This window comes from Nocardia sp. NPDC003693, assembly GCF_053981095.1.
The window spans coordinates 77,704-97,966 of sequence record NZ_JBSFNO010000030.1 but is presented as its reverse complement, the minus strand read 5'-3'; the positions used below and the strand labels follow the sequence as shown (position 1 = coordinate 97,966).

Sequence of the window (20,263 nt, the reverse complement as noted above, 5' to 3'; positions counted from 1 at the left end):
TGGCGCTGGTACCGGGATGTGGTGGGCGCCAACAAGACCCCGGTCGTGGACACCTGGTGGCAGACCGAGACCGGCGCCATCATGATCTCCCCGCTACCCGGCGTCACCGCGGCCAAGCCGGGCGCGGCGATGACCCCGCTGCCGGGCATCTCGGCCACCGTCGTGGACGAGGAGGGCAAGCCCGTCGTCCTCGGCGAGACCGAGGCCAACGGCTACCTGGTGCTGGATCAGCCGTGGCCGTCGATGCTGCGCGGGATCTGGGGCGACAACGACCGCTACCGCGAAACCTATTGGCAGCGTTACGCCGAGCAGGGCTGGTACTTCGCCGGAGACGGCGCGAAACTCGACACCGACGGCGACCTGTGGGTCCTGGGGCGTGTGGACGACGTCATGAACGTCTCCGGCCACCGCATCTCCACCGCCGAGGTCGAATCCGCGCTCGTCGGGCACTCCGGCGTGGCCGAGGCGGCCGTGGTCGGGGCGTCCGACGCCACCACGGGTCAGGGCATCGTCGCTTTCGTCATCCTCACCGCCGAAGCGAAGAACACCGGCGACGACCTGGTGAACGAACTCAAGGCCGAGGTCTCCCGGGCCATCTCCCCGATCGCCCGGCCGCGCGAGATCCACGTCGTCCCCGAGCTGCCCAAGACTCGCTCGGGCAAGATCATGCGCCGGTTGCTGCGCGATGTGGCCGAGGGCCGCGAACTGGGTGATACCTCGACCCTGGTCGACCCCAACGTCTTCGAGGCCATTCGCGCCGGTAAGGCGTAACCCCGCCCCGAGATTTCGGCCCCCGTGACGCAGCGTGCACGGGGGCCGAAACGCGTTCGGGACGTCCGCCACCGGCCGCGATCGAGCCCGGCGGCCCGCCCGCCCCCGCCGTCCGCACCCGGCCGCCGCACAGCACGGCCGGATATTCGGTCCCCGAACAAGCCGTTAGAATTGCGTAAGGTGTGCCGGGAAGTCTGGTCGGCGTGCGGTATGGGCCGATCCCTTCGGTGGTGAGACGCATTCCGCTGGTTCTGTCGACCGTACGGCCAGAAAGGCGCGCCCTTGATCGTTCAGCTGCGCTCGGAATTGTCCCGCTACCTCCGCACCGAAACCGTCGGTGGCACACTGCTTCTCGTCGCCGCCGCGACCGCGCTGCTGTGGGTGAACTCCCCGTGGGAAGCGGGCTACACCCGCATGGTCGAAGCCCACCTCGACATTCCCGCGCTGCACCTGAACCTCACCCTGGCCGACTGGACCAAGGACGGCCTGCTCGCGATCTTCTTCTTCGTCGCGGGGCTCGAACTCAAACGCGAACTGGTCGTCGGCGAACTCGCGGACCGCAAACGCGCGACCCTGCCCATCGTGGCCGCCGCGGGCGGGGTGATCCTGCCCGCGCTGATCGCCATGGCGATCGGGTGGGGCGTGCCCGGCATGGACCGCGGCTGGGCCATCCCCGTCGCCACCGACATCGCCTTCGCCCTGGCCGTGCTGGCCCTGACCGGCTCCCGGATCCCGGCGGGCGCGCGGGTATTCCTGCTGAGCCTGGCCGTGGTCGACGACCTCATCGCCATCATTCTCATCGCGGTGCTGTTCACCACCACGGTGAAGATGCTGTGGCTGCTGATCGCGCTGCTCTGCCTGGTGACCTGGTTCCTGGCGCAGCGCAAACGGCTCGGCACCCCGTTCATCTACGTACCGCTCGCCCTGGTGGCCTGGTACGGGCTGCACGAGGCGGGCATTCATCCGACGCTGGCGGGCGTGGCCTGCGGACTCCTCACCCGGGTCCGGCCCGACGCGGACGAGGACGAGCACGACGTGCCCGCCACGAAACTGGAACATTTGTTCCAGCCCATTTCCGCCGGACTCTGCGTACCGCTGTTCGCGCTGTTCGCGTCCGGTGTTCCGCTGGATTCGAATGTCTTCTCGCAACTGTTCACCAACCGGTTGTCGCTGGCCATCATCGCGGGGCTGCTGATCGGCAAGACCCTCGGAATCTTCGGATCCGCTTGGCTCGCGGTACGTCTGGGTATTGCCGAAAAGCCCAGCGATCTCGAATACCGGGACATGTTCGCCCTGTCGGTACTAGGTGCGATCGGGTTCACGGTTAGCCTCTTGGTGGCAGAACTCGCACTGGCGGACGTCGGCGACGGCTCCGCGGTCGAACTCGCGAAAGCAGCGGTGTTGCTGACATCATTGGCGGCTTCCCTGGCAGGTTCGGCGCTACTGTTGCGTCGTGGCCGTGCCCACCAGGCGCGACGTGACGAGCGGGCACTGCAAGGACAAGAGGACTTGACCGGATAGGTCCGGGACATGGAGAAGGGTCGAGCAATTGAGTTTCAACCAGGGCGGTAACGGGCGAGACGGGAACCCCCGCACCATCACCTCGATTCCGCTGTCCGATGTCGATGTGCACGAAGCGGCGACCATCGGCACGCTGGTCCGCGACGCGACCGAACAGATGTCGACACTGGTGCGCGCGGAAGTGGAACTCGCCAAGGCCGAGGTGACCGGCGAGATCAAGAAGGGCCTGCAGGGCAGCGTCTTCTTCATCGCCGCGCTGACCATTCTGCTTTTCAGCTCGTTCTTCTTTTTCTTCTTCCTCGCCGAATTGCTGGACGTGTGGGTGTACCGCTGGCTGGCGTTCCTCATCGTCTTCCTGTCGATGATCGTGGCCACCGCGGCGCTCGGCTTCCTCGGCTATCTCAAGGTGCGGCGCCTGCGCGCCCCGGAGAAGACCATCGAGTCGCTGAAAGAGGTGAAGACCGTGCTGCCCAGCGGTTTCGGGTCCGGCTCCGATCACTCGGCGAGCACGTCCGCCCCACTCGGAACACCGAGGTACTAGACCTTCGATTAGTCTCCTTCGGCGTGTCGTCGAATTCGCCCCCGGATCCGTCCGCTGTCCGCTACGACGGACCGTGGACCCATCGGGATGTGCATGCCAACGGCATTCGCTTCCACGTCGTGGAGGCCGTGCCCGCCGGCGGGACGGCCTTCGCCGACCCCGACACCCCGCTGGTCGTGCTGCTGCACGGCTTCGGGGACTTCTGGTGGTCGTGGCGCCACCAGCTCACCGGACTGTCCGCGCGCGGCTTCCGGGCGGTCGCGGTGGACCTGCGCGGGTACGGCGACACCGACAAACCCCCGCGCGGCTACGACGGCTGGACCCTGGCCGGCGACATCGCCGGTCTGATCCGCGCCCTTGGGCACTCCGACGCCACCCTGGTCGGGCACGCCGAGGGCGGACTGGTCTGCTGGGCGACCGCGGTGCTGCATCCGCGCCTGGTCAGCGCCATCGCGCTGGTGAGTTCACCGCACCCGGTGGCGCTCAAGCGCGCGGTGCTGCGTGACCGCGGACAGCGCTCGACCTGGCTGCCGAACTTCCTGCGCTATCAGATACCCCGCTACGCGGAGAACCTCATCACCGTCGACAACGGCGCGGAGATCGAGGCGCTGCTGCGCAGGCACGCGGGCCGGCGCTGGTCCGGCACCGAGGAATTCGCCGACACCGCCCAGCGCATGCGCACCGCCATCCGGATCCCGGGCGCAGCGCACTGCGCGCTGGAATATCAGCGCTGGGCCTTCCGCAGCCAATGGCGGCCCGACGGTAAGCGATTCATGTCCACCATGCGCGAGCCGGTGACCATTCCGGTGCTCTCGCTGTACGGCGACCAGGACCGCTACATCCTCGCGCGCACCATCCGGCGCGGCTACGAGCTCTCCCCGAACCGGCGGATGGTCGCCATCCCCGAGGCCGGGCACTTCGCCCACCAGGAGAACCCGGAAGTCGTCACCGCGGAGCTGGCCAAACTCCTGGCGTGAGAACGAGCGCCGGACATCGCTCTCCCCGAACGAGAAACGGGCCGCCCCGGCTGGGGCGGCCCGTTCCGTTTCGACTCGTCAGCTCAGCACGCAACTGCCGGTGCCGACCGAAGCATTCGCTCCCGGAGCGGCATTCACCTCCGGGCGCACCTCCTCCAGGGTCAGCACGTAGCCGGTGTCGTCGTCGGTGACGGCCGCGCCGAAGACCACGCCGAGAATGTTGCCCTCGGTATCCACCAGCGGCCCACCGGAATTGCCCGCCCGGACCTGCCCGCGCACGGTGTAGACCTCACGTTCGACGTTGTTGTCGCGATAGATGTTGGGGCCCTTGAGTTCCAGGGTCTCGCGCACACGAGCGGCACTGGCGGTGTAGCGGCCGCCGCCCGGATAGCCGAGCACGATCGCGCTCTCCCCGGAATTGGCGGGCGCGGGCGCCAGCGGAATCACCGGCGCCTGCAACCCGGGCACCGCCAGGATCGCGATGTCCTTGGACGGATCGAACAGCACCACCGTGGCCTCGAGCGAACCGCGCACGGTATCCACGCTCACGCTGGTGGTTCCGGCCACCACGTGCGCGTTGGTCATGACGCGCTCGGGCGCGACCACGAAGCCCGAACCCTCCAGCTGCCGTTGACAACTCGGCGCGATACCGCTGATCCGCAGCACACTGCCCTGCAGCGCCTGCGCCACCGGCAGTTGCAGAATGCCCGCGTCCGGCGGCTCCACCGCGGCGATGGGCACCCGGCCGAACGGGCCGATCACATCCGGCAGCCCGGAGGTGTTGAGCAGATTCGAGAACTCGTTGGGCACCTTGCGCAACCAGTCCGGCGCGACGGTGTCCACGTTGATCAGAACGCGAGAGTTCTTGACAGCGGCCGCGATTCCCGGCTGCGAGGAGTTCGCCAGCGGCAGCGCCAGCAACCACGCGGTGGCCATGACCGCCGCCATCTGCAGACCGGCGCCCACCACGCTGTCCACGCTGCGGGTGAACGGATCGCGCATACCGCTGCGCGCCGCCCGGCCCAGCACCATGCCCGCCACCTCGCCGACGATCACCAGCGCCACGATCAGCAGCACACCGACCAGCACCCGCGAGCGACCCTCGCTCAGGTGCACCAGAATGTGCGGCGCGATGAGAATGCCCGCCACCGCGCCCAGCACCACACCCAGGAAGGCCAGCGCCGAAGCGACGGCGCCCTGCCGCCACCCGGAGGTGGCGGCCAGCAGCGCCAGAATCACGATCCCAATGTCGAGCCAGGCCGAGGCCGTCATAACGTCATCCCTACCGCGGCCAGCGAGGCCTGCAGATCACGCACATCGTGATGGTCCCATTCGTGTTCCCAGCCGGACACCGCGAGCAGTCCGGCGAGCACGCCCGCGGTGAAACCCCACACCAGCATGCCGTCCACCGTGAAGGCCGGACCCATGTAACCCAGCGGATGTCGCACCACGAAACGGTTGGCGGGATCGATGAGGTCCGCGATCGGCACCCGCACCACGCGCGACGCCTCGGTTTCGCTCACCACACCCACCTCGCCGGGTGTTCGCCAATAGGCGACCACCGGCGTCACATCGAACCGCGAAGGCGGCACGAAGATCTTGGGCAGAATAGACAGCGGCTGCACGCTCGCCGGATCCAGCCCCGTCTCTTCCTGCGCTTCGCGCAGCGCGGTGCTGATCGGGCCGTCGTCCTGCGGCTCGACGCCACCGCCGGGAAAAGCCACCTGACCACTGTGCTGACGCAGCGTCGCCGCGCGCTGGGTGAGCAGCACGTCCGCGTCGGCCGGAAGTCCGCCCGGCGCCACGGGATCCGACTCCGGCGCACCGCTGAACAGGACCAGGACAGCCGCCTCGCGGGGCGAGGACACCGCCGCGGCGAAGCGGCGCATGGTGCTGCGGCGCAGGACCGGATTGACCCCGGTCGGATCGGCCGGCTCGTGCTCGGTCACCCCGCGCAACCACTCCGGAACAGGGCCCGCAGGCGCCTCTGGTCTCATGCCCACACTCCCGAACCCACGTTTGCACCGGAGTAACCGGCGAACACCAAGCAGCACAAGGTACTACGTCTACATCCTGCAGCGGGCGCGCTCACGGGGTGTCCGTTCGGCCGGAACAGGCTCGTACGCGGGAGCTCTCGGCTACCCACCCGCTCATGCCCGGACGCCCAATTCGGCCGCGACGGTGTCGGCGATGTCGTCCACGCTCTTGAACGGGCGCACCACCACCTTGGCCACCGAACCGTCGGCGCGCACCAGCACCGAGATGGGCAGCACGGCCGGCGCGCCGATCGCCTTGCGCACCTCGATCTTCGGATCCTGAACGCCGGGCAGGTGATTGTCGAGACCGGTCAGCCGGGCCAGCGCCTTGCCCGCGCCGGGATCGCTGTGCACGGTCAGCACCGTGACGGCCCCGGCGGCGCGATCCGAGAACTGTTGCAGCAGCGGCAGTTCCTCCGCGCACGGGCCGCACCAGTACGCCCACAGATTGAGCAGCGCCGGTTTACCCGCCAGCGCCGCGGTCAGCTCCATCGGGTTGCCGTCGGCCAGGCATTCCAGGGTGATGCCGGCCAGCGGACCGCCCGCCGTGACCGGTGCGCCGGTCGGCACGGGACAGGGCGCCAGGTTCGCCGCGGCCCGTTCGCCGCCGGTCACGCTCGCGCCCGCCGGACCCGGGCCGCCACCGGCCGGGACCGGACCCTCGGCCGCGTCCCCGCACCCCGACACCGCCAGTACCGCGCACACCGCCGCGACCGCCCATCCCCCGCGAACGCCGTTCCGGGAGAACACAGCTCTCACAGGCCCACCAGTTCGAGCAGATGCTCGGTCTCGGGGCCCTTGACCAGCGCGGCGGCGACGGCGGGATCGGTCGGGCCGGTCCCGTAGGACGGGCAGTCCTTGGCCAGCACGCACGCCCCGCACGCGGGTTTGCGGGCGTGGCACACGCGGCGGCCGTGGAAGATCACCCGGTGCGAGAGCATCGTCCAGTCCTTGCGCTCGATGAGCGCGCCGACGATGTGCTCGACCTTCACCGGATCCTCTTCCGTGGTCCAGCCCCAGCGCCGCACCAGCCGCCCGAAATGGGTATCGACGGTGATGCCGGGCACGCCGAAGGCGTTGCCGAGGATGACGTTGGCGGTCTTGCGCCCGATCCCGGGCAGCTCCACCAGCTGCGCCAGCGTGTGCGGGAGTTCGCCGTCGTAGCGTTCGACGAGCGCCTGCCCGAGCCCGATGAGCGAGGTCGTCTTGTTCCGATAGAAACCGGTGGGCCGGATGTACTCCTCGAGCTCGGTCCGGTTCGCCTCGGCGTAGTCGCGGGCGCTCGGATACCGGGCGAAAAGCGCGGGTGTGGTCAGATTCACGCGCACATCGGTGCACTGGGCCGACAGAATCGTGGCCACCGCGAGCTCCAGCGGAGTGGTGAAGTCCAGCTCACAGTGCGCGTTCGGGAACGCCAGAGCCAGGGTTCGATTCATCCGGCGGGCCCGCCGGACCAGTCCGGTGTGCGTCTCCTTCGCGCGGGACTTCGCTTTGCCGTTGGCGGGTGCGATCGCCGCGCGGACCGTCCGCGCCGGAACCGCCGCGTCGCTGGTCGGGACGGCGGGCGGGCCGGAATCGGCCCCGGTAGCGGCCGCGCTGGATGGTGAGACACGCACGCGTCCACCTTACGGAACCACCCGATCGCATCAACCGGGCTGCGCACTCCCCGTGTTCCATCTGAGACCTTCGGCGTGTTTACTCACCCCTATGCAAGGACTCGCCGTGGTGCTGTTTCCGATAGCGCTGATGCTGTTCGCACTGGTGATGGAACGGGTCGAGAACCGGCTGCGCAAGCTCCTCGAACCCGACCCGGAGGTTCAGCAGTACCTGGACCGGGCCACGAATGCCGAGGTCAACGACCTCACCAAACTGGGTTTGCCGGCCGCGGCCGCACGCCCGCGCCGGGCTCGCCCGGCAGCCAAGGGCCTCGACGTGGCCCAGGCCAGCTGAGCCGAATCCCGTCGATTCCCCGGTGCTCCCCCGCGCTCCCCGCGGGTGTCCGGTGCGATTCCGACAGCACGTATTCTGATCTTCCTCACACCGCGCCGACGGCGTGTCGCTAGATTGAAGCTCGCGTGTCGGAAAACCGCCTTTGCACGTCCGGTAAACGGACGCCACGTGTCGGAGAATGAGCGCGGCGCGTGGTGTCTATCACTACCCGGACATATTGCAAAGTAGACTGCACTGTCGGCCGACTCGCTTCGGTCGAGGACAGAGCCATTTCCCATAAGGAGCACATTCGTGGACGAGGCCCTCGCCAGAGCAGGCATCTTCCAAGGCGTCGAGCCCACCGCGGTGGCGGCTCTCGCCAAACAACTTCAGCCAGTGGACTTCCCGCGCGGTCACGTGATCTTCAACGAGGGTGAGCCCGGTGACCGGCTCTACATCATCACCTCCGGCAAGGTGAAGATCGGCCGCCGCTCGCCGGACGGCCGTGAGAACCTGCTGACCATCATGGGCCCGTCGGACATGTTCGGTGAGCTGTCGATCTTCGATCCGGGCCCGCGCACCTCGACGGCCACCACCGTCACCGAGGTCCGCGCGGTCACCATGGACCGGGACGCGCTCAAGGCGTGGATCGATCAGCGCCCGGAGATCGCCGAACAGCTGCTGCGGGTCCTCGCCCGCCGCCTGCGCCGCACCAACAACAACCTGGCCGACCTCATCTTCACCGATGTCCCCGGTCGTGTTGCCAAGGCGCTGCTGCAGCTGGCCCAGCGGTTCGGCACCCAGGAAGCGGGCGCGCTGCGCGTGACCCACGACCTGACCCAGGAAGAGATCGCCCAGCTGGTCGGCGCCTCGCGCGAAACCGTGAACAAGGCCCTGGCCGACTTCGCGCACCGCGGTTGGCTGCGGCTCGAGGGCAAGAGCGTGCTCATCTCCGACTCGGAGCGCCTGGCCCGCCGCGCGCGGTAGCTACAACTCGCACAACGTCTCTGGACCGGTCGCCATCAGAGCTGGCGACCGGTCCAGACATGTTTGCTTACCGTTTGCGACCGCTGCGCGCGAGCGCAGCGCGCACCCGGCGGATCAGCCGTGGGCGCGGATGTACGCGAGCTGCGCCTTGACCGAACTGCGGGCCGCGGGCCACAGCCGCTTGTCGACGTCCGCGTAGACCTTGGCGACGATGCGCAGCGATCCGGCGTCCGGTCCGAGCTCGGCGAGCGCGGCCCGGACCTGGTTCAGACGCTCCTCGCGATGCCGGATGTAGTAGTCGATGACCGGCAGCGCGTCCGCGTGGTCCGGGCCGTGCGCGGGCAGTAGCACGCGACCGGGTGCGGCCTCGGCGAGGCGGCGCAGGGACTCCAGGTAGTCGGCCAGGGCGTCGTCGCGGGATTCGAGCACGGTGGTGCCCGAACCGAGCACGGTGTCGCCGGTGATCAGGGCGGCGTCGGCGTCATCCGGGCCGTCGACGAGGAAGCTCAGCGAGTCCTCGGTGTGGCCGGGGGTGGCCAGCACGGTGATGCGCAACCCGGCGGCCTCGATCACCTCGCCGTCCGACAGGTTCGTGCCCGTGCCGCGCAGGAACTTGGAAGCCTTGGCGCGCACCGGACTTCCGGTGGCCTCGACCAGGTGATCGATGCCGCCGGTGTGATCGGCGTGCTCGTGCGTGATGAGGATCAGCGCGACGTCGCCGCCGGTCTCACGCACGATGGCGGCGGTGTGGTCGCGGTCCTTGGGTCCCGGGTCCACCACCACCCAGCCGGTGTGGCCCGGAGCGCGCAGCAGCCAGGTGTTGGTGCCCTGCAACGTCATTCCGCTGGGATTGTCGGCCAGCACGACGGCGGCGGACGGGGTCACGTGCCGCAGTTGCTCGTACGCGGGGTGAGTGAGGGTCATACCTTCGGTCCTAACGCGGGAGAGGCTGCGTGTCCATGCTTTGTCTCACTGCGCTTCTATTGTGCGCCAACCGGATTGGCGGGCGGCACACGCCACGGGTGACGTGCGCCGCAGGCGAGCTCACCGCACTTCGGCGATGAGTTCCACTTCCACCGGGGTGTTCTTGGGGAGCTCGGAGACGCCGACGGCCGAGCGCGCGTGCACGCCCGCCGCGCCGAAGACCTCGCCCAGGAAGTCCGACGAGCCGTTGATGACGACCGGCTGATCGGTGTAACCCGGTGCGGAGTTCACGAATCCGACGACCTTGACGATCCGCACGACGTTGTCGAGGCCGACCAGATCGTGCACGGCGGCCAGGGCGTTGAGGGCGCACAGGCGCGCGGCCTCGGCGGCCTGCTCGGTGCTGACCTCGGCGCCGACCTTGCCGGTCACCGTCAGCTGCCCGTCCACGAACGGCAGCTGGCCGGAGGTGTAGACGAGATTGCCAGTGCGGATGGCCGGGATGTACGAGGCCACGGGCGCGGCCACCGCGGGAATGGTGAACCCGAGCTTGTCGAGATTCGCCGCCCAGTCGGTCGCGGGGGCGCTCACTTCTTGGGGCGCTTCAGATAGGCGACGTGCTGCTCACCGGTCGGGCCGGGCAGCACGGAGACGAGCTCCCAGCCGTCGGAGCCCCACTGATCCAGGATCGCCTTGGTGGCATGCGTCAACAGCGGCACGGTCGCGTATTCCCAAGCGGTCAACTCACTCATGCGGTGAGATTAGCCCCGGCCGCACGGGCTTCGTACCCCGGGACCTCCGACTCGGTGCGGTATCGGGAAATACCGCTTTCCAGAGTGGTGTATCAGACAGTCGGTGTCTCTTATGGGCAGGAACAAGGAACGGGTTATAGGCTCGCGAGCGTGGGAGTACCGATAGCAGTGCCCGTTTCGGTTGAGCCGGGGGTCGAAGCAGGTTGGCCGGAGCGGGCGGACAAGGCCCGCCTGCACTACGTGTCCGGAAAGGGGGGAACCGGGAAGTCCACCGTCGCAGCCGCTCTGGCGCTGGCACTCGCGGCGGGGGGCCGCCGCGTGCTGCTGGTCGAGGTCGAGGGCAGGCAGTCCATCGCCCAGCTCTTCGATCTGCCGCCGCTGCCGCCCACCGAGACCCGCATCGCGACCGCCGACGGCGGCGGCGAGGTGCTGGCCCTGGCCCTGGACGTCGAGCACGCCTTCCTGGAATACCTCGACATGTTCTACAACCTCGGCTTCGCGGGCCGGGCGATGCGCCGGGTCGGCGCGATCGAGTTCGTCACCACCATCGCACCGGGTCTGCGCGACGTCATCCTGACCGGCAAGATCAAGGAGTGCGCGGTCCGGTCCGACAAGGCCGGTAAACCGGTGTATGACGAAATAGTCATCGACGCGCCGCCCACGGGCCGGATCGCGAGCTTCCTGGACGTCACCCAGGCGATGGCGGAGATCGCCGGCGGCGGGCCGATCCAGACCCAGGCGGACGGGGTCTCCAAGCTCCTGCACTCGCCGCAGACCATGATCCACCTGGTGACCCTGCTGGAGGCGCTGCCGGTGCAGGAGACCGCCGACGCGGTCGCCGAACTCACCGCCAACGACCTCAACATCGGCACCGTCATCGTGAACCGCGCCAGCGAGGGCCTGCTGCCGCGCGAGCTGCGGGCCAAGGCCGCCGAGGGCCAGCTCGACACCGACGCGCTGCGCGCCGGGCTCGCCGAGGCCGGAATCACCCTGTCCGACGCCGACTTCCAGGGCCTGGTCGAGGAGACCGTGGAGCACTCCGCGCGCCTGCAGGCGCAGGACGAGAACGCCGCCGACCTCGCGCAGGTCGACATTTCCCGGTTGTACCTGCCGTCGCTGGCCGACGGCATCGACCTGGGCGGGCTCTACGAGCTGGCCGAGCACTTGAGCGCACAGGGAGTTCGCTGACCATGATCGTTCCGGCTGCCACCGTCCCCCTGGACATCAACAGGATCATCGCCGACCCGACCGCGCGCATCGTGGTGTGCTGCGGCTCGGGCGGCGTCGGCAAGACGACCACCGCCGCCGCCATCGCGCTGCGCGCCGCCGAGGCGGGCCGCAAGGTCGTGGTGCTGACCATCGACCCGGCGCGCCGGCTGGCGCAGTCGCTCGGGGTCAGCGACCTGGGCAACACCCCGCAGCAGGTCGAACTGGCCGAAGGCGCCAAGGGTCAGCTGTTCGCCATGATGCTGAACATGCGCCGCACCTTCGACGAGATGGTGCTCGAGCACACCAGCCCGGACAAGGCGGAGCAGATCTTCGCCAATCCGATCTATCAGACCGTCGCGTCCTCCTTCGGTGGCACCCAGGAGTACATGGCGATGGAGAAGCTCGGGCAGCTGGCGAGCAAGAAGGAGTGGGACCTGATCGTGGTCGACACTCCCCCGTCCCGCAACGCCCTGGACTTCCTGGACGCGCCCAAGCGCCTGGGTAACTTCCTCAACGGCAAGATGATCCGGGTCATCATGGCCCCGGGCCGCGGTGTCGGGAAGCTCGTCGCCGGCGCCATGAGCCTGGCCCTGCGCGGGGTCTCGACCATCGTCGGCGGGCAGCTGCTCAAGGACGCCTCGGTGTTCCTGCAGTCGCTCGAATCCATGTTCGGCGGCTTCCAGGATCGCGCGGATCGCACCTACGCCATGCTCTCGCGGCCGGGCACGCACTTCATCGTGGTCGCGGCGGCCGAGCCGGACGCGCTGCGCGAGGCGTCGTTCTTCGTGGACCGGCTCTCGACCGACAAGATGCCGCTGGCCGGACTGGTGCTGAACCGCACGCATCCGGTGCTGAGCTCGCTCTCGCCGCAGCAGGCCCAGGTGGCCGCGGATCGGCTGGCCCCGGAGGGGACGACCGAGGACGACGCCGAGGCGCCCGCGGCGCTGGCCGCCGCGGTGCTGCGCATCCACGCGCAGCGGGCGCTGACCGCCAAGCGGGAACAGCATCTGCTGCAACGGTTCACCGGCGCGCATCCGCGGGTGCCGATCGCGGCGGTGACGGCGCTGCCGTTCGAGGTCGCCGACGTCGAGGCGCTGCGGGCGGTGGCCGATCAGCTGGCCGCGGCGGGCGCCGCGACACGCCCGGCCTGACGGTGATCGTGAAATTACGTCAACCGGTCTGGCAAACCACGAGCTGAGTGCCCGAAGAGGTGTTTTTGCCCGTTCTTACCCCGGAAACGGACCGAGCCCGCAATCGCGGGCTCGGTCCGTTCTGCTTTGGGGGATACGAGTTACATGGCGACTTTCTGCGTCCTCTGGACCCGGAAGAAGTCGGACCAGGAGGTCACCTCGGGATGCTGCTTGAGCAGCGCCCGGCGCTGACGTTCGGTCATGCCGCCCCACACACCGAACTCGACTCGGTTGTCGAGGGCATCGGCACCGCACTCCATCAGGACCGGGCAGTGCCGGCAGATGGTGGCCGCTTTGCGCTGCGCTGCGCCACGCACGAAAAGCTGGTCGGGATCCACTTCCTTGCATCGGGCCTGGGCAACCCAGGCAATACGTGCTTCGGCCTGCTCCACGTCCAGTCGAGCGATCGGGGTAGTCATATGCATTTGGTGTGCCCCTTTGCAGTCCGAACACCGGGTCACGGCGCTCCAGAATCGCGTGTGCAGCGCGCAGATACCCAACCCCACTGCGAACTGCACCACATTCCACTTTGAGTGTTAGCTCTATCACACTGGGTTCTCAATCTAGGTAATGAGGCGTCGCCAGCGCAAGACCGTCCCGAGATTTTCTGGTACGCCCGTCCACGCATTCGTCACCAAAAACCGGTCAGTCGGCACCTTTCCGGCGAATGGACACTCGTCCCGGGCGGACGCCGGGCGACGGAAAGGGCAATTAGGCTAGGGCTCGTGCCGATCACACGAACGCTCGCGAGACTGGCCGGCAGTTGCACGCTGGCAGCCGTCCTCCTCGCCGGGTTGCTGTTCCCTCTGGCCGGCGGTTTCGGGTATATCTCCAACCGAGCCGCCGACGCCGTAGACAACGTCTCCGCCGAACTGGTGGAAGGCACGGTCCCGGCGGTGTCGACGATGGTCGATGTGAACGGCACGCCGTTCGCGTGGCTGTACGAGCAGCGCCGCTTCGAGGTGCCCAGCGACCAGATCTCCAACGACATGAAGCTGGCGCTGGTCTCGGTCGAGGACAAACGCTTCGCCGACCACGGTGGCGTCGACTGGCAGGGCACCTTCCGCGCCTTCCTGACCAACACCTCCGGCGGTGAGGTGCAGCAGGGCGGTTCCACCATCGACCAGCAGTACGTGAAGAACTACCTGCTGCTCGTGGTGGCCAAGACCGACGCCGAACGCCGCGCCGCCATCGAGACCACCCCCGCCCGCAAGATCCGCGAGATCCGGATGGCGATGACCCTGGAGAAGGAGCTCACCAAGGACGAGATCCTCACCCGGTATCTGAACCTCGTCCCGTTCGGCAATTCCTCCTACGGGATCCAGGACGCCGCGCAGACCTACTTCGGCATCGACGCCAAGAACCTCAACATCGTGCAGTCGGCCATGCTCGCGGGCATGGTGCAGTCCAGCTCCAAGCTGAACCCGTACACCAACCCCAAGGGCGTGCTCGAGCGCCGGAACACCGTGCTGGACACCCTGATCCAGAACGTCCCGAATCAGGCCGACACGTTCCGCGCGGCCAAGTCCGAGCCGCTGGGCGTGCTGCCCGAGCCCAAGGGCCTGCCGCGCGGCTGCATCGCGGCGCAGGATCGCGGATTCTTCTGCGACTACGCGCTGCAGTACCTGGCCAACGCGGGCATCACCCGGGATCAGATCGACAAGGGCGGCTACCTGATCCGCACCACGCTGGACCCCGACGTCCAGAACGCCGCCAAGGCGGCCGTGGTGGCGCACGCCGACCCGAATCTCGGTGACATCGCCGAGGTCATGAACATCGTGAGCCCCGGCCAGGACGCGCATCCGCTGCTCGCCATGGTCTCCAGCCGCACCTACGGCCTGGACGGCAACGCCAACCAGACCGTGCAGCCGCAGCCGTATTCGCTGGTCGGCGACGGCGCGGGCTCGATCTTCAAGCTCTTCACCACGGCCGCGGCCATGGAGAAGGGCCTGGGCATCAACGCCCAGCTGGACGTGCCCGGCCGCTTCGAGGCGCAGGGCCTGGGCAACGGTGGCGCCAAGGGCTGCCCGCCGGCGACCTACTGCGTCGAGAACGCGGGCAAGTACAAGTCGCCGATGTCGGTGACCGAGGCGCTGGCCACCTCGCCGAACACCGCGTTCGTCAAGCTGATTCGCGATGTCGGCGTGGCCCCGACCGTCGATATGGCCGTGCGCCTGGGCATGCGGTCCTACACCCAGCCCGGCACCTCGGGCCACGGCAACCAGAGCCTCGCGGACATGATCAAGGAACAGAACCTGGGCTCGTTCACCCTGGGCCCGGTCGCGATCAATCCGCTGGAGCTGTCGAACGTGGCGGCGACCATCGCCTCCGGCGGCAAGTGGTGCCCGCCGACCCCGATCCGCGAGGTCGTCGACCGCAGCGGCAAGAACGTGCCGCTGACGCAGCAGGCCTGCGAGCAGGTCGTCGAGCCCGGTCTGGCCAACACCCTGGCCAACGCCATGAGCAAGGACGACATCAGCGGCACGGCGGCGGGCGCGGCCCGGGCCGTGAACTGGAACGCGCCGCTGTCGGCCAAGACGGGTACCACCGAGAGCCACCGGTCCTCGGCGTTCCTGGCGTTCACCAACTCGCTGGCCGGTTCGGCCTACATCTACGGTGACAGCCCGACGCCGGGCGAGATCTGCTCGTTCCCGCTGCGGAACTGCGGCAGCGGTGACCTGTTCGGCGGTAACGAACCCGCTCGGTCGTGGTTGAGCGCGGTCCGGGACGTGCTCGGCAAGTTCCCGCCGCCGGGCCTGCCGCCGCTGGACGACAAGTACGTGCGCGGGTCGAACAACGCGCAGATTCCGGACGTCATCGGCCTGCAGCAGGGCGAGGCGAACGCGAAGCTGATCGCGGCGGGCTTCCAGGTGTCGGTGGCCTCGGCGCCGGGCGCCGGGAAGGGCACGGTGGTGAGCATGTCGCCGGACGGGTCGGCGATCCCGGGTTCGGTGATCACCATCTACGTCAGCGACGGGACCATGCGGCCGGCGCCGCAACCGGACGAACCGGCGCCGTCGGTGCCCGGATTGCCCGGGATAACCATTCCGCGCCTGCCGCCGATCCCCATCCCGATCCCGATACCCCGCTGATCGGAACGATCGTCCGCGGACGGTCCGGTCCCTGACGATCAGAGGCCCCTCGCCTGTCCGGCGAGGGGCCTCTGTCGTGCACGCGCCACTCAGGCGCGGATGCCGCTCACAGCCGGTCCTTCACGGCCTTGGAGACGCGGGAGCCGTCGGCGCGGCCCGCGGCGAGCGCGGTGGCGATCTTCATGACCTGGCCCATCTGGCGCATGCCCGGGCGCTCGCCGTTCTCCTCGGCGACCTGCGCGATGGCGGTGTCGGCGATGTCGGCGACCTCGGCCTCGGTCAGCTGGGTGGGCAGGTACTCGTCGATGACGGCCTCTTCGGCGCGCTCGTTGGCGGCGAGTTCACCACGCCCGGCCTGCTCGTAGACGACGGCGGCCTCGTTGCGCTTCTTGGCTTCCTTGGCCAGGACCGCGAGCACCTCGGTATCGGAGAGTTCCCGCGCCTGCGAACCCGCGACCTCGGCGGTCTGGATGGCGGCCAGCAGCATGCGCACGGTGTTCAGGCGCAGCGCGTCCTTGGCCTTCATCGCGGTGGTGAGATCGGCCCGCAGCTTGGATTTGAGTTCCGACATGGCCGCCACGGTACCGCTGAACACCCGCGACGCTGTACGCATTTTCTGCGGGTCGCCTATTCTGGGCAAATGCCCGTCATCTCGACCGCCACCCTTCGCCGTACCGCCCTGGGCGCCGCGGGGACCGCCGTCGCCGGAATCGGTTACGCGACGCTCATCGAGCGCAACGCCTTCACCCTGCGTGAGGCGACGCTGCCGGTTCTGGAACCGGGTAAGCCGTCGCTGCGTGTGCTGCACATCTCCGACCTGCACATGATGCCGGGTCAGAAGCTGAAACAGGCGTGGTTGCGCGAACTGGACCGGCTGGAGCCGGATCTGGTGGTGAACACCGGCGACAACCTCTCGCACATGAAGTCGGTGCCCGCGGTGGTGCAGGCGCTCGGCGGGCTGCTGGGCCGGCCGGGGCTGTTCGTGTTCGGGTCCAACGACTACTTCGCGCCGGTGCCCAAGAATCCGCTCAAGTACTTCAAGAAGGACCACAAGCGGGTCCTGGGCGATCCGCTGCCCTGGCAGGACATGCGGGCCGCGTTCACCGAGCGGGGCTGGCTGGACCTGACGCACGTGCGCCGCGACATCGAGGTGTCCGGGGTGCGGATCTCGACCGCGGGCGTGGACGATCCGCATTTGCGGCGCGATCGCTACGACACCGTGGCCGGGGCGCCGAATCCGCTGGCGGACTTGAGCATCGGGCTCACGCACTCCCCCGAGCCGCGGGTGCTGGATCGGTTCGCGGCCGACGGATACGACCTGGTCATGGCCGGGCACACGCACGGCGGCCAGCTGGTGCTGCCGGGGTTCGGCGCGCTGGTCACCAACTGCGGGATCGACCGGGCGCGGGTGAAGGGGCCGTCGAAGTGGGGCGCCCACATGCGGCTGCACGTCTCGGCCGGTCTGGGCACCTCGCCGTGGGCGCCGTACCGCTTCTGCTGCCGTCCGGAGGCCACGCTGGTGACCCTGGTCAGCGCGCCGCCCAAGAAGCCCGTCTCGGAGTCGGGCCGCGGGCGTACCGCGCCGGAGGCTGTCGCGCGATAGGCGTTTACAGCGATATACAACGCGGTATGTAGTCGAGGACGGGGACAAAACCGTGACCAGTGGTAATGACCGCACCGATGATCCGGCCGCCGGCGGGCCGGATCCGAACTGGTGGCAGGGTACGCCCGCGGCGGATTCGCCGTGGCAGCAGAATCCGCCATCGGGCAGCAATCCCGGTGCGCAGCAGGCGGATCCGACGTGGGTGGCGCAGCCGACGACGCCGTTCCCGGGTGGGCAGCAGTACGGGCCGGGGCCCGATCCGTATCAGCAGCAAACGTATTCGGGGCAGCAGCCGTACCAGTCGGCGCCGGCCCAGCCGGCCTACGGGCCGCAGTACGGGCAGCAGCCCGCCTACGGGCAGCCGGGGTACGGGCAGCAGCCGCCGTACGGTGCGCCGCCCGGTGGGGGCGGCAACAAGGGCTGGCTGTTCGCGGGCATCGGCGTGCTGGTGGTGGCGGTCATCGGCGCGGTGGTGACGGTGGTGCTGGTGAACGGGAGCTCGGACGAGCCCTCGGCGCAGTCCAAGACGACGCCCTCGCTGATCAGCGCGCTGACCACCGAGAATTCACCGTCGGCCAAGCCGACCGCGCCCAAGTCCACGACGACCAAGGCGGGTGCGCCGTCGGCGGTCATCCCCGGCTACCAGGTGGTGTCGATTCCGGATAACGGTGCGGCGTACGACATTCCGAAGAGCTGGGCGATCGATCGGACGGCGCAGTCCACGATCGGCGCGGGCGCGGATCAGATTCCGATGGCGGGGCTGGCGCAGGACGGCGTCGACTACTGCCCGGATTACGTGCGCACCAACATCTTCCTGAGTCAGTCGGAGGAGACCGATCCGGGTAAGGCCGCCGCGGACATCGGCATGAAGCTGAGCCGGATCGGCTGGCCGACCACCACCGGCGCGACTCCCGGTGCGGCCGAGGCGTTCTCGTCGTCGGACGGCTCGCTGTCCGGCATCTACCAGGAGTTCAAGGGCAGCGCGCCGGTGCAGACCGCGGGCTGTGCCTCGACCTTCACCGTCTACACCTTCGCCTTCCCCGGCGAGGAGGGCGCGTTCGTGTTCACCATCGCGGCCGATACCGGGGTGGCGGACGCGGTGGATACGACGATGGCGAAGAAACTGCTCGCCTCGATCCGCCCGATCTAGCGGGCGGGCCGGGCGGCACTCGTCCGACAGGGGGTCCGACGATGACCGGTGACGAACGGGACCGGAGTGATCCGGACCGGACCGACGTGCAGGCGGATTGGTGGCAGGGGCCACCGGCTCCGGGGTCGCGGTGGGAGTCGCCGCATACGGTGCCGCCCGCGCGTGACGCGGCGCCGCCGCCTCCCCCACCGCCGCCGGCGCCGAGCCCGGGTCCGGCGCGGCGGGCCGAGCCGACCACGCAGCAGCCGTTCGTGCCGCCGCCGGACACCGGTCCGCCGCGTCGCCCGTACGCGACGGGGCGGCCCGATCCCGTTCGGACGGGGCCGAATTCGGCGGTGGGCGCGCCGCCGCCGCGCTATCCGACCGGTCCGGGCGTTCCGATCGGGCCGGGACCGTATGCGACGGGCCCGAATTCGTATTCGCAGTTTCGAAATCCGCAGCCGCCCTACGGTTCCGGCGGGCCGCCGTCGAACGCGCGCGTCTGGATCTACGCCGGTGTCGGGGCGCTCGTGGTGGCGCTGGTGGCGGTGATCTCGTTCGTCGTCGTCACCCGCGAGTCCGGTGGGCAGGGGCTCGGGACGACGACCGCGGCCCCGACCACCACCTCCCGCACGACCACGACGACGAGTGCCGTGCCCGACCCGGTCATCGCCGGGTATCAGGTGGTGGTGCCGAACGATCTGCGGACGGCCTGGGACGTTCCGGCGGACTGGACCGTCGACACGAGTCACTCGAGTATGAATTCGGCCACCGATTCGGTGCCGGTGGCGGGGCTGGCCTACGAGGGCTCGGGCTACTGCACCGACAACGTCCGCACCCAGATGTTCCTGACCCAGACGAAGATCGCGGACACCGCGGCGGCGGCCGCCGACATCGCGACCCGGATGGCCCGGATCGGCTGGACCACAAACACTTCCATCGTTCCGGGCGCCGCCGAGCCGTTCGACTCGGCCGATCATTCGCTGCACGGGGTCTACCTGGAGACGACCGGCACCTTCACCGCGGCCGACGCGACCTGCGCCAAGACGTTCGCCGTGCACACGTTCGCGGTCTCCGGCGGCGACGAGGGCGCCCTGGTGCTGGCGATCGGCGCCGACACCGGCGTGGACCGCGCCGTGACCCGCGACTTCGCCCGCCGCCTACTCGCCACCCTCCGCCTGTTTTAGCCCCCTGACCACCCGATTTAGCATCAACCCCACCCATCGGTTAAGCTACTGCAGGTTCGCCTCACGGGGTGTGGCGCAGCTTGGTAGCGCGCTTCGTTCGGGACGAAGAGGTCGCAGGTTCAAATCCTGTCACCCCGACGTGTTGGTTGAGACACAGGAAAGGCCCTGACCATTGGTCAGGGCCTTTTCGCTTGTCCGGGGATCGCTAGCAGGAGAGCTTCACGAAGGGGCACGTGATGACGTCCAGCACGGCCGCCAGGGCGTTCGCGCTGCCGGAGGCCGAGCCGGAGTCGGTGGTGTCCGCCACGGCGGCCGGGGCGGCGGCCAGGGCCGGGGCGGCGGTTGCCGAGGCGGCTCCGGCGACGAGGACGACGGCGGTCAGCAGGGTACGGGCGGTGCGGCGCAAGGCCATTGG

22 protein-coding genes and 1 tRNA gene are annotated in these 20,263 nt (G+C 69.0%); 13 read left to right on the top strand and 10 right to left on the bottom strand.

Going from position 1 to position 20,263, the window contains the following annotated elements; all coding sequences use genetic code 11:
- The 4 genes from ACWDOP_RS28170 to ACWDOP_RS28155 all read left to right on the top strand — a co-directional run.
- A partial coding sequence (locus ACWDOP_RS28170) for an AMP-binding enzyme (RefSeq protein ID WP_456347440.1) occupies positions 1 to 771 on the top strand: 771 nt, incomplete at its 5' end.
- A 282-nt stretch (positions 772 to 1,053) separates the two neighbouring features.
- The gene (gene nhaA / locus ACWDOP_RS28165) at positions 1,054 to 2,292 is read left to right on the top strand and encodes a Na+/H+ antiporter NhaA (RefSeq protein WP_456347439.1); all 1,239 of its coding nucleotides are present in this window, start codon (positions 1,054 to 1,056) and stop codon (positions 2,290 to 2,292) included.
- Positions 2,293 to 2,320: 28 nt separating this feature from the next.
- On the top strand, positions 2,321 to 2,833 hold the full coding sequence (locus ACWDOP_RS28160; protein WP_456347438.1) for a phage holin family protein: 513 nt from the start codon (positions 2,321 to 2,323) through the stop codon (positions 2,831 to 2,833).
- A gap of 23 nt (positions 2,834 to 2,856) precedes the next feature.
- Positions 2,857 to 3,810 (top strand): alpha/beta fold hydrolase, encoded by a 954-nt coding sequence (locus tag ACWDOP_RS28155; protein ID WP_454204694.1) that lies wholly within the window; start codon positions 2,857 to 2,859, stop codon positions 3,808 to 3,810.
- 78 nt (positions 3,811 to 3,888) lie between these two features.
- Here ACWDOP_RS28155 and ACWDOP_RS28150 read toward each other — a convergent pair whose 3' ends face one another.
- The 4 genes from ACWDOP_RS28150 to nth form a co-directional block, all read right to left on the bottom strand.
- On the bottom strand, positions 3,889 to 5,082 hold the full coding sequence (locus ACWDOP_RS28150) for a MarP family serine protease (RefSeq protein ID WP_454204693.1): 1,194 nt from the start codon (positions 5,080 to 5,082) through the stop codon (positions 3,889 to 3,891).
- Positions 5,079 to 5,807, bottom strand: a complete 729-nt coding sequence (locus tag ACWDOP_RS28145; RefSeq protein ID WP_456347437.1) for an NUDIX hydrolase — start codon at positions 5,805 to 5,807, stop codon at positions 5,079 to 5,081. Before ACWDOP_RS28145 ends, ACWDOP_RS28150 begins: the two co-directional genes overlap by 4 nt.
- 153 nt (positions 5,808 to 5,960) lie before the next feature.
- A complete protein-coding gene (locus ACWDOP_RS28140) occupies positions 5,961 to 6,605 on the bottom strand; it encodes a TlpA family protein disulfide reductase (protein ID WP_456347436.1) in 645 nt (214 codons plus the stop codon).
- Positions 6,602 to 7,357: an endonuclease III gene (nth, locus tag ACWDOP_RS28135; protein WP_456347446.1), complete on the bottom strand. Its 756-nt coding sequence runs from the start codon at positions 7,355 to 7,357 to the stop codon at positions 6,602 to 6,604. Before nth ends, ACWDOP_RS28140 begins: the two co-directional genes overlap by 4 nt.
- A 196-nt stretch (positions 7,358 to 7,553) precedes the next feature.
- Between nth and ACWDOP_RS28130 the strand changes: the two genes are divergently transcribed.
- The gene (locus ACWDOP_RS28130) at positions 7,554 to 7,796 is read left to right on the top strand and encodes a hypothetical protein (protein ID WP_354988369.1); all 243 of its coding nucleotides are present in this window, start codon (positions 7,554 to 7,556) and stop codon (positions 7,794 to 7,796) included.
- A gap of 291 nt (positions 7,797 to 8,087) precedes the next feature.
- Positions 8,088 to 8,762 carry a Crp/Fnr family transcriptional regulator gene (locus ACWDOP_RS28125; RefSeq protein ID WP_019044571.1) on the top strand — a complete coding sequence of 225 codons (675 nt, stop codon included), beginning with the start codon at positions 8,088 to 8,090 and terminating at the stop codon, positions 8,760 to 8,762.
- Between the two features lie 114 nt (positions 8,763 to 8,876).
- On the opposite strand, the gene ACWDOP_RS28120 is transcribed toward ACWDOP_RS28125, so the two are convergent.
- The 3 genes from ACWDOP_RS28120 to ACWDOP_RS28110 all read right to left on the bottom strand — a co-directional run bounded on the left by ACWDOP_RS28120 (position 8,877) and on the right by ACWDOP_RS28110 (position 10,438).
- Complete coding sequence (locus ACWDOP_RS28120) at positions 8,877 to 9,686, bottom strand: MBL fold metallo-hydrolase (RefSeq protein ID WP_454204690.1); 810 nt, start codon at positions 9,684 to 9,686, stop codon at positions 8,877 to 8,879.
- Between the two features lie 120 nt (positions 9,687 to 9,806).
- Entirely contained in the window at positions 9,807 to 10,277 is a 471-nt protein-coding gene (locus tag ACWDOP_RS28115; RefSeq protein ID WP_454204689.1) for a RidA family protein, read from the bottom strand.
- Entirely contained in the window at positions 10,274 to 10,438 is a 165-nt protein-coding gene (locus tag ACWDOP_RS28110; RefSeq protein WP_354988372.1) for a hypothetical protein, read from the bottom strand. Before ACWDOP_RS28110 ends, ACWDOP_RS28115 begins: the two co-directional genes overlap by 4 nt.
- 168 nt (positions 10,439 to 10,606) lie before the next feature.
- Between ACWDOP_RS28110 and ACWDOP_RS28105 the strand changes: the two genes are divergently transcribed.
- Together ACWDOP_RS28105 and ACWDOP_RS28100 are read left to right on the top strand one after the other, a co-directional pair.
- Complete coding sequence (locus ACWDOP_RS28105; RefSeq protein ID WP_454204688.1) at positions 10,607 to 11,626, top strand: ArsA family ATPase; 1,020 nt, start codon at positions 10,607 to 10,609, stop codon at positions 11,624 to 11,626.
- A 2-nt stretch (positions 11,627 to 11,628) separates the two neighbouring features.
- Entirely contained in the window at positions 11,629 to 12,798 is a 1,170-nt protein-coding gene (locus tag ACWDOP_RS28100; RefSeq protein ID WP_454204687.1) for an ArsA family ATPase, read from the top strand.
- Positions 12,799 to 12,938: 140 nt separating this feature from the next.
- On the opposite strand, the gene ACWDOP_RS28095 is transcribed toward ACWDOP_RS28100, so the two are convergent.
- The gene (locus ACWDOP_RS28095) at positions 12,939 to 13,262 is read right to left on the bottom strand and encodes a WhiB family transcriptional regulator (RefSeq protein ID WP_354988375.1); all 324 of its coding nucleotides are present in this window, start codon (positions 13,260 to 13,262) and stop codon (positions 12,939 to 12,941) included.
- Between the two features lie 300 nt (positions 13,263 to 13,562).
- On the opposite strand from ACWDOP_RS28095, the gene ACWDOP_RS28090 reads away from it, so the two are divergent.
- On the top strand, positions 13,563 to 15,929 hold the full coding sequence (locus ACWDOP_RS28090) for a penicillin-binding protein (protein WP_456347435.1): 2,367 nt from the start codon (positions 13,563 to 13,565) through the stop codon (positions 15,927 to 15,929).
- A gap of 106 nt (positions 15,930 to 16,035) precedes the next feature.
- Here ACWDOP_RS28090 and ACWDOP_RS28085 read toward each other — a convergent pair whose 3' ends face one another.
- On the bottom strand, positions 16,036 to 16,500 hold the full coding sequence (locus tag ACWDOP_RS28085) for a GatB/YqeY domain-containing protein (protein WP_454204685.1): 465 nt from the start codon (positions 16,498 to 16,500) through the stop codon (positions 16,036 to 16,038).
- A gap of 69 nt (positions 16,501 to 16,569) precedes the next feature.
- Here ACWDOP_RS28085 and ACWDOP_RS28080 point away from each other — a divergent pair, with 69 nt between their 5' ends.
- From ACWDOP_RS28080 to ACWDOP_RS28065, 4 genes are all read left to right on the top strand, one after another.
- Positions 16,570 to 17,532: a metallophosphoesterase gene (locus ACWDOP_RS28080; protein ID WP_454204684.1), complete on the top strand. Its 963-nt coding sequence runs from the start codon at positions 16,570 to 16,572 to the stop codon at positions 17,530 to 17,532.
- 52 nt (positions 17,533 to 17,584) lie between these two features.
- Positions 17,585 to 18,682: a hypothetical protein gene (locus tag ACWDOP_RS28075; RefSeq protein ID WP_456347434.1), complete on the top strand. Its 1,098-nt coding sequence runs from the start codon at positions 17,585 to 17,587 to the stop codon at positions 18,680 to 18,682.
- A gap of 41 nt (positions 18,683 to 18,723) precedes the next feature.
- Positions 18,724 to 19,848 carry a hypothetical protein gene (locus tag ACWDOP_RS28070; RefSeq protein WP_456347433.1) on the top strand — a complete coding sequence of 375 codons (1,125 nt, stop codon included), beginning with the start codon at positions 18,724 to 18,726 and terminating at the stop codon, positions 19,846 to 19,848.
- Between the two features lie 64 nt (positions 19,849 to 19,912).
- Positions 19,913 to 19,986, top strand: a tRNA-Pro gene (locus tag ACWDOP_RS28065).
- 67 nt (positions 19,987 to 20,053) lie between these two features.
- Here ACWDOP_RS28065 and ACWDOP_RS28060 read toward each other — a convergent pair.
- Complete coding sequence (locus ACWDOP_RS28060) at positions 20,054 to 20,260, bottom strand: hypothetical protein (protein WP_456347432.1); 207 nt, start codon at positions 20,258 to 20,260, stop codon at positions 20,054 to 20,056.
- Between the last annotated feature and the right edge of the window lie 3 nt (positions 20,261 to 20,263).

What these genes read in the sequence shown, in the direction of transcription:
- ACWDOP_RS28070 (WP_456347433.1), top strand. Translation starts at nt 18,724, where the DNA reads ATGACCGGTGACGAACGGGACCGGAGTGATCCGGACCGGACCGACGTG.
- ACWDOP_RS28120 (WP_454204690.1), bottom strand. Translation starts at nt 9,686, where the DNA reads ATGACCCTCACTCACCCCGCGTACGAGCAACTGCGGCACGTGACCCCG.
- ACWDOP_RS28085 (WP_454204685.1), bottom strand. Translation starts at nt 16,500, where the DNA reads ATGTCGGAACTCAAATCCAAGCTGCGGGCCGATCTCACCACCGCGATG.
- ACWDOP_RS28150 (WP_454204693.1), bottom strand. Translation starts at nt 5,082, where the DNA reads ATGACGGCCTCGGCCTGGCTCGACATTGGGATCGTGATTCTGGCGCTG.
- ACWDOP_RS28130 (WP_354988369.1), top strand. Translation starts at nt 7,554, where the DNA reads ATGCAAGGACTCGCCGTGGTGCTGTTTCCGATAGCGCTGATGCTGTTC.
- ACWDOP_RS28145 (WP_456347437.1), bottom strand. Translation starts at nt 5,807, where the DNA reads ATGAGACCAGAGGCGCCTGCGGGCCCTGTTCCGGAGTGGTTGCGCGGG.
- ACWDOP_RS28110 (WP_354988372.1), bottom strand. Translation starts at nt 10,438, where the DNA reads ATGAGTGAGTTGACCGCTTGGGAATACGCGACCGTGCCGCTGTTGACG.
- ACWDOP_RS28060 (WP_456347432.1), bottom strand. Translation starts at nt 20,260, where the DNA reads ATGGCCTTGCGCCGCACCGCCCGTACCCTGCTGACCGCCGTCGTCCTC.
- ACWDOP_RS28080 (WP_454204684.1), top strand. Translation starts at nt 16,570, where the DNA reads ATGCCCGTCATCTCGACCGCCACCCTTCGCCGTACCGCCCTGGGCGCC.
- ACWDOP_RS28100 (WP_454204687.1), top strand. Translation starts at nt 11,629, where the DNA reads ATGATCGTTCCGGCTGCCACCGTCCCCCTGGACATCAACAGGATCATC.
- ACWDOP_RS28095 (WP_354988375.1), bottom strand. Translation starts at nt 13,262, where the DNA reads ATGCATATGACTACCCCGATCGCTCGACTGGACGTGGAGCAGGCCGAA.